General features: G+C 33.4%; 14 protein-coding genes. 4 read left to right on the top strand and 10 right to left on the bottom strand.

Features of this window, described 5'->3' with window-relative positions; translation table 11 throughout:
• Window positions 1-9: 9 nt before the first annotated feature.
• The 4 genes from ACODH8_RS12270 to ACODH8_RS12255 form a co-directional block, all read right to left on the bottom strand.
• The gene (locus ACODH8_RS12270; protein ID WP_332467146.1) at window positions 10-450 is read right to left on the bottom strand and encodes a GyrI-like domain-containing protein; all 441 of its coding nucleotides are present in this window, start codon (window positions 448-450) and stop codon (window positions 10-12) included.
• A gap of 143 nt (window positions 451-593) precedes the next feature.
• On the bottom strand, window positions 594-2,147 hold the full coding sequence (gene rny, locus ACODH8_RS12265) for a ribonuclease Y (RefSeq protein ID WP_332467113.1): 1,554 nt from the start codon (window positions 2,145-2,147) through the stop codon (window positions 594-596).
• 217 nt (window positions 2,148-2,364) lie between these two features.
• Complete coding sequence (recA, locus tag ACODH8_RS12260; RefSeq protein ID WP_332467114.1) at window positions 2,365-3,414, bottom strand: recombinase RecA; 1,050 nt, start codon at window positions 3,412-3,414, stop codon at window positions 2,365-2,367.
• Between the two features lie 90 nt (window positions 3,415-3,504).
• Window positions 3,505-4,737, bottom strand: a complete 1,233-nt coding sequence (locus ACODH8_RS12255; RefSeq protein ID WP_332467115.1) for a competence/damage-inducible protein A — start codon at window positions 4,735-4,737, stop codon at window positions 3,505-3,507.
• Between the two features lie 171 nt (window positions 4,738-4,908).
• Between ACODH8_RS12255 and sdaAB the strand changes: the two genes are divergently transcribed.
• From sdaAB to ACODH8_RS12240, 3 genes are all read left to right on the top strand, one after another.
• Window positions 4,909-5,568, top strand: a complete 660-nt coding sequence (sdaAB, locus tag ACODH8_RS12250; RefSeq protein WP_332467116.1) for an L-serine ammonia-lyase, iron-sulfur-dependent subunit beta — start codon at window positions 4,909-4,911, stop codon at window positions 5,566-5,568.
• A gap of 12 nt (window positions 5,569-5,580) precedes the next feature.
• Entirely contained in the window at window positions 5,581-6,450 is an 870-nt protein-coding gene (sdaAA, locus tag ACODH8_RS12245) for an L-serine ammonia-lyase, iron-sulfur-dependent, subunit alpha (protein ID WP_332467117.1), read from the top strand.
• 223 nt (window positions 6,451-6,673) lie between these two features.
• Window positions 6,674-8,767 (top strand): DUF5054 domain-containing protein, encoded by a 2,094-nt coding sequence (locus ACODH8_RS12240; RefSeq protein ID WP_332467118.1) that lies wholly within the window; start codon window positions 6,674-6,676, stop codon window positions 8,765-8,767.
• A gap of 87 nt (window positions 8,768-8,854) precedes the next feature.
• On the opposite strand, the gene ACODH8_RS12235 is transcribed toward ACODH8_RS12240, so the two are convergent.
• The 6 genes from ACODH8_RS12235 to rpmG all read right to left on the bottom strand — a co-directional run bounded on the left by ACODH8_RS12235 (window position 8,855) and on the right by rpmG (window position 12,898).
• Window positions 8,855-9,067 (bottom strand): hypothetical protein, encoded by a 213-nt coding sequence (locus ACODH8_RS12235; protein ID WP_332467119.1) that lies wholly within the window; start codon window positions 9,065-9,067, stop codon window positions 8,855-8,857.
• Between the two features lie 24 nt (window positions 9,068-9,091).
• Entirely contained in the window at window positions 9,092-10,483 is a 1,392-nt protein-coding gene (gene nhaC / locus ACODH8_RS12230) for a Na+/H+ antiporter NhaC (protein WP_332467120.1), read from the bottom strand.
• A gap of 372 nt (window positions 10,484-10,855) precedes the next feature.
• Entirely contained in the window at window positions 10,856-11,701 is an 846-nt protein-coding gene (locus ACODH8_RS12225) for an alpha/beta fold hydrolase (RefSeq protein WP_332467121.1), read from the bottom strand.
• A 67-nt stretch (window positions 11,702-11,768) separates the two neighbouring features.
• Window positions 11,769-12,311, bottom strand: a complete 543-nt coding sequence (nusG, locus tag ACODH8_RS12220) for a transcription termination/antitermination protein NusG (RefSeq protein ID WP_332467122.1) — start codon at window positions 12,309-12,311, stop codon at window positions 11,769-11,771.
• A 113-nt stretch (window positions 12,312-12,424) separates the two neighbouring features.
• Window positions 12,425-12,592, bottom strand: a complete 168-nt coding sequence (gene secE / locus ACODH8_RS12215) for a preprotein translocase subunit SecE (RefSeq protein ID WP_332467123.1) — start codon at window positions 12,590-12,592, stop codon at window positions 12,425-12,427.
• A gap of 153 nt (window positions 12,593-12,745) precedes the next feature.
• On the bottom strand, window positions 12,746-12,898 hold the full coding sequence (gene rpmG, locus ACODH8_RS12210) for a 50S ribosomal protein L33 (RefSeq protein WP_086341202.1): 153 nt from the start codon (window positions 12,896-12,898) through the stop codon (window positions 12,746-12,748).
• A gap of 173 nt (window positions 12,899-13,071) precedes the next feature.
• Between rpmG and cbpA the strand changes: the two genes are divergently transcribed.
• Window positions 13,072-13,710 (top strand): cyclic di-AMP binding protein CbpA, encoded by a 639-nt coding sequence (gene cbpA, locus ACODH8_RS12205; protein ID WP_332467124.1) that lies wholly within the window; start codon window positions 13,072-13,074, stop codon window positions 13,708-13,710.
• Window positions 13,711-13,721 lie beyond the last annotated feature (11 nt).

The raw sequence follows: 13,721 nt of genomic DNA, 5'->3' as shown, positions 1-13,721 counted from the left end.
TCTATTTGACTATTTGATAGGGATACAAAATTCACATAAATCTTGTTTTATTAATGATTCCTCGTATCTTTCCATAATATCTCTTTTATCATCCATTATAAAATTTTCTGTTTTGAAAAGAGTACCCTCTGCTACTTCTTGCCAGAATAAACTAACAGCCTCAGCTGTATGAGGAATGACAAATATAGCATACTTACCACCTTTAGTAAGACGGCTTCCTAATTTTTTATTGTCAATTATCCCTTCACTTGTAAAACCAACATCATAAACTGATTTTTCTATCTCGTTATTCCATTTTGGAATACCAAAAACAGCTTTAACCTCTCCGTTAAGAGAATCTTCTCTTATTATTTCTTTTAATTCTGTCATTAATTGGTAATTTTCATTTCCAAAAGAGCCTGTTCTTCTTAAATAGTAAAATGTTTCTTGAGGGATATTTTCTATTATCATTTTTAATCATTCCTTTATGATTTTTTGTGATAATATTGATCAATGATTATCTCAAAATCATCATAAAGTCTATTAAAATGAAATTCAAGGTACTTTTTAAAATAAAAAAAGAAGTTAACTTTTTAGAGTTAACTTCTTATCTTTTATTTAGCGTAATCTACTGCTCTTACTTCCCGAACGACAGTCACTTTGATATGTCCTGGATACTCCAGTTCATTCTCAATGCGTTTTCTGACTTCTCTTACTAATAGAATTGCTTCATCATCAGTAACTTCGTCAGGTTTTACCATCACACGAATTTCTCTACCAGCTTGAATAGCAAAACTACTATCAACACCAGGGAAATCGTTAGCAATATTTTCTAAACGCTCTAGACGTTTAATGTAATTTTCTAATGACTCACTTCTTGCTCCAGGTCTTGCTGCTGATAAAGCATCAGCTGCAGCTACTAATACTGAAATAACTGATGTTGCTTCTACATCACCGTGGTGAGAAGCTACTGCATTAATAACAACTGGATGTTCTTTGTATTTACTTACTAACTCAGTTCCAATCTCAACGTGAGAACCATCTACTTCATGATCTAAAGCTTTACCAATATCATGTAATAAACCAGCTCTTCTTGCTAGAGTTGCATCTTCTCCAAGTTCCTCCGCCAATACTCCGGCTAATTTAGCCACTTCAATCGAATGATTTAATACATTTTGACCATAACTAGTTCTAAATCTCATTCGACCTAATGTTTTAATTAAATCAGGATGAAGTGAATGAACTCCCACTTCAAAGGCAGCATTTTCACCATACTCACGAATACGTTCATCCATCTCTTTACGAGATTTCTCAACCATTTCTTCAATTCTAGCTGGATGAATTCTTCCATCTTGAATTAATTTTTCTAGTGTCATTCGTGCAATTTCTCGTCTAATAGGATCAAATCCTGATAGAACTACTGCTTCAGGAGTGTCATCGATAATTAAATCAATTCCTGTTAACGTTTCTAACGTTCGAATGTTACGTCCTTCACGTCCAATAATTCGACCCTTCATATCGTCATTTGGTAATGTCACAACAGTTACCGTTAATTCCGATACTTGGTCAGCAGCACAGCGTTGAATCGCTAGAGATAACATATTTTTAGCTTTTCTCTCAGCTTCTTCTTTTGCTCGTTGCTCGCTATCTTTTACTAACATCGCTCTTTCGTGCGTTAGTTCTTCTTCAGTTTCAGCCATGATAATATTTGCGGCTTCATCTTTCGTTAAAGAGGCTACTTTCTCTAATTCCTCTTTTTGTCGTTCAATTAATTCTGATACTTCTTGTTCTCGCTCATCAATCAATTGTCTCTTAGAATCAATCTTTTCCTCTTTTTCCTCGAGTGAACGTTCACGTTTTTCAATAGCGTCATCTTTACGATCAAGATTATTTTCTTTTTGTAATAGTCTATTTTCTTGATTTTTTAATTCTGCTCTTTCTTCCTTCAGCTCACTTTCGATTTCTAATCGGTAATTTTGATTCTGTTCTTTAGCTTCCAACATATACTCTTTTTGAAGAGTTTCAGCTTCTTTTTTTGCTTGCTCTACAATACTTGCAGCAGTATTATTAGCTCCATCAATTGATTTCTCATGTTGACTTTTAGCAATAAAGTAGCCGACTGTTAAACCTACAATTAATCCGATGATAGTGAGGAGTATCAAACCCATAACAACACCTCCATACTATCTTTAATTTGTTTTTATGTGTAGATTAAAAGTAACATATTTCTAAATCATACTCTACAGGCATGAATGTATAAATAAAAACTATACAATCTTCATTTTAAGCTTTGTTAAATGGAGTGTCAACTTAAATAATAAGGACATTAAGTATAAAAAAACTGTTAAATGCATTATGTCACACATTTAACAGTTTTTCTTATTTTTAATCTTCTAAATCTAATGCTAATTCTTCATCTTCTTCAATTTCTTCTGGCGCTACAACGCCATCCATATTATAAGCAACTCGGACTTTTTCATAGATTTCTTGCATAATGTCGCCATTTTCTGCAAGGAATTTTTTCGCATTCTCACGGCCTTGACCGATTTTTTCATCGTTGTAAGAATACCAAGCACCACTTTTATTGACAATATCTTTGTCTGAGGCCATATCAAGAAGTTCTCCTTCTTGAGAGATACCTTCACCGTACATAATATCTACTTCTGCAATTCTAAATGGTGGAGCTACTTTATTTTTCACAACTTTAATTTTCGTTCTATTACCAACAATATCAGTACCTTGTTTTAATTGTTCCGCACGTCTTACTTCTAAACGAACTGTGGCATAAAACTTAAGGGCACGACCACCTGGTGTAACTTCTGGATTTCCAAACATAACCCCTACTTTTTCACGAATTTGATTAATGAAAATAGCAATTGTTTTCGTTTTATTGATAGTTCCAGATAGTTTTCTTAAAGCTTGAGACATCAAACGAGCTTGAAGACCAACATGTGAGTCCCCCATTTCGCCATCAATCTCGGCACGAGGAACTAAAGCCGCTACTGAATCGACTACCACTATATCAATCGCACCACTTGAAACTAAGGCTTCTGCGATATTTAATCCTTGCTCACCTGTATCTGGTTGTGATAATAATAATTCATCAATGTTAACGCCTAAAGCCTGAGCATATTTAGGATCTAAAGCATGCTCTGCATCGATAAATGCTGCTGTTCCACCTTGTTTTTGAACAGAGGCAATAGCATGTAAGGCAACCGTTGTCTTACCAGAACTTTCTGGTCCATAAACTTCAATAATACGGCCACGTGGGTAGCCACCTACTCCTAAAGCTGAATCTAAAGCCAAAGAACCACTTGAGACAGTAGAAATTTGGGTATCTACTTTTTCACCTAATTTCATCACTGACCCTTTACCAAAATCTTTTTCTATTTTTTTTAACGCTGCATCTAGTGCGGCTTTACGATTATCTGACATCTATGTGCCTCCTTCAATTTATCTCTTACATTTATAATACTTTTTTTTGAATCAAAAATCAAGATAAAAGCGAACAAATATTCGCGTTCTTTAAATTAATTGTTTTCTTAGTAAATTTAATCCATGTTTTACAGCACCATCTTTAATATAATCACGCTCACGCTTAATCAGTAATTTCTTGCTAATAACTTCCTTCTCACTAGCAAAAGCAATAAAGATTGTTCCCATTGGATAGCCATCTAAACCTTCTTTTCCAGCTGCGCCTATAATAGATAAACCGTAAGTTGTATTGGTTGTTTGTTGAATAGCTTTGGCTAATTCTATAGCTTGTTTTTCACTTATTTGATTTAATACACTCACATCAAGATTAGCAGATTCAATTAATTTTAATTTACTTTTAGCAGAATAAGTGACGATCCCACCTTCAAAGACTTCCGAACTTCCAGGAACATCTGTCAATCTTCCTTGGCACAATCCACCAGAAACACCTTCAACAACCGATAAAGTTTGTTTTTTCTCTTTTAGTAAATCAATAACAACTTCTTCTATCGTTAAATTTTCACCATAACCATAGAAATAGTTGCCGACCTTTTCAAAAACCAGAGCTTCCATCTCTTTTATTAATTCGTCTCCTTCTAACGCATTGTCACATTTTGCTGTTATACGTAACATCACTTCATTAGATTTAGCATAAGTTGCTAAAGTCGGATTCGTTTGATTAATAATTAATTCTTCTAGTACTTCTGCTAATTTGGATTCACCAATCCCCATAAATCTCAAATAACTAGAGTATAAATGGTGGTCATTAGGTAATAATTCTTTTAACAATGTCGTTGCTTCCCTAGTCACCGCCTCCATTTCTCTTGGTGGACCTGGTAATAATAAATAAGAAGTTGTTTCTCCTTGATAAAGAACACCACAAGCTAAGCCTGCTGGATTTTGAATCGTAGTTCCTCCGCTAATCGCTAAAGCTTGTCGCTTATTATTTTCAGTTACCTCAATAAAAGGAACTGAAAAAAATTCTTCTAAACGAGCTGCTGCTTCTGAATCATAAAAAAGCTCTTTACCTAAAAATTTCGCTGTGGTTTGTTTCGTTAAATCATCTTCTGTGGGTCCTAATCCGCCACATAAAACAACTAATTCTGAGCGTTTACTAGCTTCGTCTAAAACTGCAAGTAACCTTGATTCATTGTCTCCTACAACTTGCTGATGATACATATCAAAGCCTAATTGTGTCAAATAATCTGCTAAATAAGAAGCATTGGTATTAACTATTTGCCCCAATAAAATCTCTGTTCCAACTGCAATAATCTCTGCTCTCATTTTTTTACCCTCTCATTCAATATACGTTAATTATACTGGCTTTATTTTAGCACAACTCTTCTTTTGGTATCTTCTAAAAAGTTTTTACTCATTTCTCATTCTTCTGTAGTGCCAAATATCTGCTTCTCATGGTAAACTATGTCTATCTTATTTGTATGAAGGAGACTAATAATGGGCGTATATAAAAGTGTTTTTGATATTATCGGTCCAGTTATGATTGGACCAAGTAGCTCACATACTGCCGGAGCTGCCAGAATCGGAAAAGTAGTCCGTCAGATTTTTGGAGAACAACCTGAAAAAGTTGATTTGTATTTATATGAATCATTTGCTAAAACTTATCGTGGTCACGGAACAGACATCGCTCTTGTTGGTGGTTTATTAGATATGAATCCTGATGACGAACGTCTTTCTGATTCGTTAAAAATCGCTTATGAAGCTGGAATGGATGTTGCTTTTATTCCTAAACCAGAAAAAGCAGATCACCCTAACTCAGTTAAAATTGTTGTCAAAAAAGGTGAGCGCACCATGACTTGTACAGGTATTTCTATTGGTGGTGGCGCTATTCAAATATCTGAAATCAATGGTTTTAAAATTAATTTAGACATGTCGACTCCAACTTACATTACTGTCCATCAAGATAAGCCTGGGATTGTTGCTAAAGTGACTAGTATTTTATCTGAACATAAAATTAATATTAGTACAATGACTGTCACAAGAGAATCAAAAGGCGAAAAAGCTATTATGATTATTGAAGTAGATGAACGAATCGAAGGTTTAACTTGCCATCTTAAAGACATTGATGGTGTAGACGAAGTTAGCTTTTTCGGTTAAGGAGGAAAATAAATGTTTGAAACAATCGAAGAACTAGTTGAACTTGGTAATCAACATGGTTCCATTCATGAAGCGATGATACTAACTGAAATTGAACAAACTCAATATTCTCGTGAGATTATTTGGGAACATATGGGCAAAAACTTAGATGTTATGATGGCTTCTATTAAAAAAGGTGTAGGTGGGGTTACTTCTGTTACTGGTTTAACTGGAGGCGACGCACCTAAATTAAAAGAATACATTGAATCTGGTCGTTATTTAACTGGTAAAACGGCTTTAACAGCGGCTCAAAATGCAATTGCTGTAAATGAAGTAAATGCTGAAATGGGCTTAATTTGTGCAACTCCTACTGCTGGTAGTGCTGGTGTGGCTGCTGGTGTGCTTTCTGCCATTACAGATGAATACAAATTAACTCGTGAAGAGCAAATCAACTTTTTATTTACTGCTGGTGCTTTTGGTTTAGTCATTGCTAATAACGCCTCAATTAGTGGTGCAGCTGGTGGCTGCCAAGCTGAAATCGGTTCAGCTAGTGCTATGGCTAGTGCTGCTTTAGTTGAATATTGTGGTGGTACACCTGAACAATCAGCTCAAGCTGTTGCGATTACGATTAAAAATATGATGGGCTTAATTTGTGACCCTGTTGCCGGTTTAGTAGAAGTACCTTGTGTGAAACGAAACGCTCTTGGTGCTACCCAAGCCTTTGTATCAGCTGACATGTCTTTAGCTGGAATCACTAGTGTCATTCCACCTGATGAAGTCGTTGAAGCCATGCACATTGTCGGTATGCAAATGCCTAGTATTTTCAAAGAAACTGGCGAAGGCGGTTTAGCTGCGACTAAAACAGGTCGAGCGATTACCAATCGTATTTTCCCTAAAGAATAAAAAAGAGTGATGTTTCTTAGTTTTTAAGAACATCACTTTTTTATGTTTTTATAGAAATAAAGACGAGATAATGCATGATAACTATCATATAATACATTGGTTTACTATACAGAAAAACTATAATGAATTCATATAAGTTAATAACAACTTAACTCATATAAAATGAAAACGCTTTACGAAATTAACTAAATGAACTTTTATCATTGGAGAGGATGTATACAAAATGAAGAAAAAACTTCACGTTATCTACAAAACACATTTAGACATTGGCTTTACAGATTTGGCAGAAAATGTCACTCATACCTATTTATATGATTTTATTCCAAAAGCTATTGAATTAGGTAATAAAATACCTAAAAAATTCACATGGACAACAGGATCATGGTTAATTGATTTTTATTTAAAACACCCAGATATATCTGATAGCAATAAGGATGACATGCGTAAAGCTATTAAAGAAGGTACTATTCGTTGGCATGGTTTACCTTTCACAACACATACCGAGTTACTTGATGATGATTTAATGGAATATGCTTTATCTATTTCTAAAGAACTAGATACAGAATTTAATAAAACAACAATTGCTTCAAAACTAACTGATATTCCTGGACACACCATTAGTATGGTTCCCTACTTAGAAAAAGCTGGTATCAAATACCTTCATATAGGTGTTAATGCTAGTTCAGCTATCCCAAAAATCCCTAAGATTTTTATTTGGAAAGCTTTTGATGGTTCTGAACTCATTGTCCATTATGCTTCTGATTATGGTGAAGTTTTTGAAAAAGAAGAGTGGAACGACGCTCTTTACTTTGCCCATAGTCATGATAATGCTGGTCCTCCTCAAACCGTAGAAGAAATTGAGGAATTATTTAAAGACCTTGAACAGAAATATCCTGATTATGACATAATCCCATCTACTTTAGATGCTTTTGCTGAAGCTATCTTGCCTTATCAAAAAGAGCTTCCTATAATAGAAGAAGAAATTGCAGACACTTGGATACATGGTTTAACCTCAGATCCTAAAAAAACAGCAACTTACAGAGCTCTTCTTAGACTGAGAAAAGAATGGATAAAAGATGGAAAAATAACAAAAGACTCTCTGTTATACAAAGAATTTTCAGCTCAACTCCTTATGGTTGCAGAACATACTTGGGGAGTAAATGGAAACGTCTATTTACCTGATTATAGTCATTTCTTACTAAATGAATTTGAAGAAGCTAGAAAAAAAGATTTAATTACCTTCCAACATGATCGTAAGTACATGGATTACGGTGACTTAATGTCTTATATCAGTACGGATATCGAGTTGAAAGAAATGAGTGACCGCCGACGCTATAGTATTTATGAAGCTTCGTGGTTAGAACAACGGAACTATTTAGAAAAAGCTATTAATCTACTACCAGTTGATTTACAAAAAGAAGCCTATCAAGTACTAAAAGAAACGACGAATAATATAGTAGACATAAATCAAAATATCGATATCATTCCTGGAGTTCCTTACACTTTTGATAATGTCACCCTCAGTTTCAGTACAACTGGAGGATTGAATCAACTTATTATCGATGGCTATCATCTTATTGAAGATGGAAAAGAATTTGGCGGCTTATCTTACGAGCGTTTTGACTTCTCTGACTATATGAGTTATTACAAGAATTATTGCCGACTAACAAATTGGACTTCCTCATGGGCATTAGGAGATCATGGTCGTAGAGGAATCGCTGCTTACCAAGAGATTAGACACGAGATTATAAAACCTTTTATTACAAACTCGAGTATGACTGTGTCAGATAAAAACATTAAAATTGTTTTAAATGTTACTTACAAAGATACTGAGATAAGTAACTGGGGACTCCCTAAGACAAATCAATTAATATATACGATTGATTTAGAGACAAAACAAATTGATTTAACTTACTCTTGGAAAGAAAAAAAAGCCAATCCTATGCCTGAATCTTATTGGTTAGAAACGAGTATTTCAGTTGCAAATCCAACTAGATGGGTTATGGAAAAAATATCTCATCCTGTTTCGCCTCAAAACGTGGTAGCAAATGGCAATAGAAACTTACATTGTCTTTCTGACGAAGGTTTAACTTATACAGGATATGAAGGTGAATTTAACATTACATCCTATGACTCGCCTATTTTTTCTCTTGGTAGACGAGGTTTACTAAAATTTGATAATCAGATTCCTGATTTAAACGATGGAATCTTTGTTAACTTGTTTAATAACGTATGGGGCACCAATTTCACCGCGTGGTTTGAAGAAGATATGACTTATCAAACTAGCTTTAAATGGCATACTAACGAACCATATTAATTAACCTAGTCTCTCAAAAAAATTTATACTAACTAAAAAAACAGAGTACTCACCCAAAAAAATTTTGGAGTAGCACTCTGTTTTGCTTTATTGATTTTTACGTTCATTTTCTCTTGAAATTTCTTTTTGTTGTTCCGCAATAAAAACTTTAGTATCTACAGCTCCTGAAGATTTATTAATTCCACCAAAGCCTGTATTTACCATTTTTCCCCATCCTTTTAATGGGTCTTTTCCTTTGGCACGAAGTTTATCATTTTTTTGTCTGATTTTTTCAGATTTCAACAACTTATCTTTTGTCATAAATAACCACTCCTTTTGTACCTATTATACCATTGATTTCTCTTTTTCTTCATCTAAGTGTAAGACACCAATCCCTGTCACAGCACTGATGATAGAAAAGACTGGCGATAATAAACTAAAGAAAACAAATGGTAAGTAAGTCATTGTAGGAACACCAAATGTACTAGCAACAAATCCTCCAGCTACTCCCCAAGGAATTAGGTAATTGATAACAGTCCCACCATCTTCTAACGTCCGACTTAGAACAACTGGATCCAAGTTTTTATCCTTAAAGGCTTGTTTAAAGGCATTCCCTGGTAAGATTACTGATAAGAACTGCTCCCCAACGAAGATATTGACACCAATACTTGAAAATAGCGTAATAACTATTAATTGCCATGTACTATTTAATTTTCTAACTAAAGCTTCGATAACTGTTGTGATTAATCCCATTTCCATTAAGATACCACCTAATGATAAGGTTAAAATAATCAACGCAACTGTTGGCATCATACTTTCAATACCACCACGAGATAATAATAAATCAATTTCTTGATTACCTGTTTCTGAAACAAATCCTTTTTCGACAACTGAAGCAATTGTCGCAATTGATGTGGAAGGACTTTGAATAAGAACCATAATAATAGCAACAATAACATTAAGTAAAATTGTGATAATAGCTGGTATTTTTTTCCACGCACAGATTAACATTAAAGCGATTGGCACAATTGCCCAAGCTGAAATTGAAAAGTTACTTTCTAAAACATTAACAACTGTATCAATTTCACTTAAATCAACATTTGAACTATTCATTCCCATAATCGCAAATAATACTAATGACACAATAAATGCTGGAACTGTTGACCACATTAAATGTTTGATGTGTTTAAAAAGGTCTGCGCCTACTATGGCTGATGCTAAGTTGGTTGATTCTGAAAGTGGAGACATTTTATCTCCAAACACAGAACCTGAAACAATTGCCCCTACCACTAAAGCTGGGTTCAAACCAATTGTTGTTCCAATACCAAAAAAAGCAATTCCAATCGTCGACATAACTGTAAACGCACTACCTACAGCACTTCCGACAATCGCACACACTAAGAAAACTGACGGAACAAACCATTTCACACTAATGATATTAAATCCAACCACCATTAACGTTGGGATAATTCCTGCTTGAATCCAAACTGAAATCAAAGCCCCTACTAATAAAAAGATAAATATCGGAATAATACCTGGTTTTAATCCTGATATGATACCTGTATTAATAATGTCTAATGGCATTTTTTTGATGGCAACGTATAAAATACTCACACTAATCGCAAATAGTATGGTGATACTAGGTGATAATTTTAACCCAATCACACCCACTGAAATACTTAAAATAATTATCCCTAATACAATACTTGATTCTAATAATCCTATTTTTTTATTCATTTTCTTTCTCTCCTCTAGTTGGTTAATCTTTAACTACTAGATTTGCGATAACGAATAATTCCCCCACAACTTTGTCTCATCTTTCTTCCTCCTAGAAAATAATAAATAAAAAAAGTCGCCCTCATAGATATATCACTATATCTATAAGGGCGACTTAACTCGCGGTACCACCTTAGTTTTAAAAAGTATTTTAATTACTTTTATCTTTAAATTTATTATTTAATTGTTTCTCTTTTAGTGTAATTCGGTAAATAAGTTGGGTCGATTCACAGCAACCATCGACTTTCTGAGGCTCATTTCTTATTCCCTACTTCGTTAAAAAAGTAATACTTGTTCCATATCTTAACGACTAATATTTAATAAGTCAAGCATTTAATTTTCCCAAATGAAATGTTGTGTCTCTTTAATCACTTCTTGATTCTTCTTCAAATAGCTATGTTTCCCCTTTTTACCAGTAATTTTTTTATAGTTTACCGACACATTATTTTTTTCTAATAAAGATAAAATTCCTAATGAACTATGCAAAGGAACTGTCCCATCACTTGAATTTTCTTCACTCAATTCTCCCCCAATTAATAAAAATGAGGTTTCTTTTGGAACATTAGCAATTAATTGCGTGTAATTGGCTAATTGCTCACTTAGTACCTTTGGACCATCTTGAATAATGCTTTCTTCACTTTGATCTGTTATTTCTAAAAACTCATTAAAAGGCGAGCCAATCGCAACTAATTTTTTGACTACTGGCAGATTTTCTTCACCTGAAAAAGTTTCGATGTAAAGGAAACTGCTGATTCCGCCCATTGAAAAACCAACTAGATTAACTTCCTCAACACCGTGATTTTCTTTTAAATAAGATAAGGCTACTTTTATCCATTCAGCTTGATGCCACTGATCACTTTTACTATTTTCAAAAACTAAATTAATCATTGGATTGTTATTTTTAAACGCTCCTTCAATCTCTGTCTCTACTGTTAGTTCTCCTTCATTTGATACTTTTATTGTCATTTCTTCTTCCGCTATATCTTGTTTTTCTATCTCATTAATCATAGTTCCCATAGTTCTTACATTCCCACTGTATCCATGTAAAAAAACGGTTGGAATGTTCATCTTAATTTTTTCTTTTGTTATTTTATTTGTAGTTTTTGTTGAGGCACTCGTACATCCTGTTAACAACATAGCTATTAAAAAGACAACTATCATATTCACTCGTTTTTTCATCGATTTCTCCCCTTTTTGGATACAAAAAGAGATTGACCATTTCAGCCAATCTCTTATTTATTTAATATTATAACTTATCAATTTGATTAAAGTCTAATTCAGTACTTGTTTCACGACCGAACATATCAATATTAACTTTTAATTTTTGTTTTTCATTATCAACTTCTGTGATTTCACCAGTTAAACCAGAGAAAGCTCCTTCAACGATTGTAACTGTTTCGCCAACTTCTACGTCGAAATCAACTTCACGTTTACTAATACCTAAATCACCTAAAATGTGATTAATTTCTTCGTCTAATAAAGGTGCTGGTTTACTACCTGCTCCGTGTGATCCAACAAATCCAGTTACTCCTGGTGTATTACGGACAACATACCATGAATCATCTGTCATCATCATCTCAACTAAAACATATCCTGGGAAAGTTTTCTTAGCTGAAACTTTTTCTTTACCATTTTTGATTTCACGTTCTTCTTGTTCAGGAACAACTACTCTAAAAATAAAGTCTTCCATTCCCATACTTTGTGCACGTGATTCAATGTTTGTTTTAACTTTATTTTCATATCCTGAATATGTATGTAAGACATACCAATATTTTTCAAATGATTCCATTTAGGTTTCCCGCCTTTTCTTGATAAAATAAAAAAACCTCAGGACAAATCCGAAGTTCTTTTCTTTGTATATAGTATAGCACCCACAAGCCTTGATTACTAGTAATTTCCTAATTAAATGAAGGCTTTCATAATTGCATCAATCGCAAAATCCGCTACCCAAAAGAAGGCTGCAAATAATAATGTTGATTGAATAACTGTAATTACGTCTTTTCTTAATTTTGGTTTTGCTGGCCAAGTAACGATTTTCATTTCTTCAGCTACGCCTTTTAAAAATTTCATTACGATTCTCCTTGTCATTACTTTATTTAGTCGTTTAGTTCATTCTTAAATATACATTCTCTATTATATCTTTTAAAGTTAATTGATTCAAGTTTTTTTGTCATTTCAAGTCAAATTGACATAAAAAAACAACTCCCATTAGAAGTTGTTTTTTTATTTTGTTTCACTATGCAATGTATGTTTTTTACAATACTTACAAAATTTCTTTACTTCTAATCTTTCACGTCTGTTAGCATCGTTAACAGCTTTTGAATAATTTCTAGAGCCACATACTGAGCACGCTAATGCTGATTTTCTAATAGCCACTTGTGAATACCTCCTGTGGATGTCATCATCAAATTAATTTATCATCTATTAGTATCTGTGTCAAACAAAAAAATAGTGAAAAGTTATTCTTAAAATAAAAAACTTGTTTTGTTTCTTTATTTGGTTATGTTATTATGACAGTATAATAAGAAAAATGAAGGGAGCGTTTTTTTATGCTTATTGAATCAGTCTGTATTCCAAAAAGACAGTTAACAACTGTTAACGAATCTTGTACTTTAGAAGATGCTATTGCTATCTTAGAGAAATCAGGATTTAGATGTATTCCTGTATTAGATGAAACGGGACGAATTTTTAGAGGGAACATTTATAAAATGCATATCTATCGCCACAAAGCAAACGGTGGAGATATGAGTTTACCTGTAACTCATTTAATTAAAAACTCAACAAAATTTATTCATTTAACGTCATCATTCTTTAAAATTTTCTTTACGATTAAGGAGCTTCCTTATATCGCTGTTTTAGATAGTGATAATATGTTTTATGGTATTTTAACTCACAGTAGTTTATTAACTATTCTTTCCCAATCTTGGAACGTTAGAGAAGGACGCTTCGCATTAACAGTTGCCTCAACAGGGAAACAAGGTGATTTAGCCAATATGACTAAAATTATTTCTAAACACTCTGATATTGCTAGTTGTATTACATTAGATGTTGGTAAAGATGAGTATATTAGACGTACTATCATTACCCTACCTTCAGATACAACACAAGAAACATGTGATATCATTGTTAAAGCTTTAGAGAAAAAAGATTTCTTTGTAGCTGAAATTGAAGATTTAAGTAAAAACTAATAAATAATAAA

Source organism: Vagococcus fluvialis (assembly GCF_048815235.1).
Lineage (GTDB): Bacteria > Bacillota > Bacilli > Lactobacillales > Vagococcaceae > Vagococcus.
The sequence above is the reverse complement of the archived record's forward strand: the minus strand, read 5'-3'. Positions and strand labels throughout refer to the sequence as shown.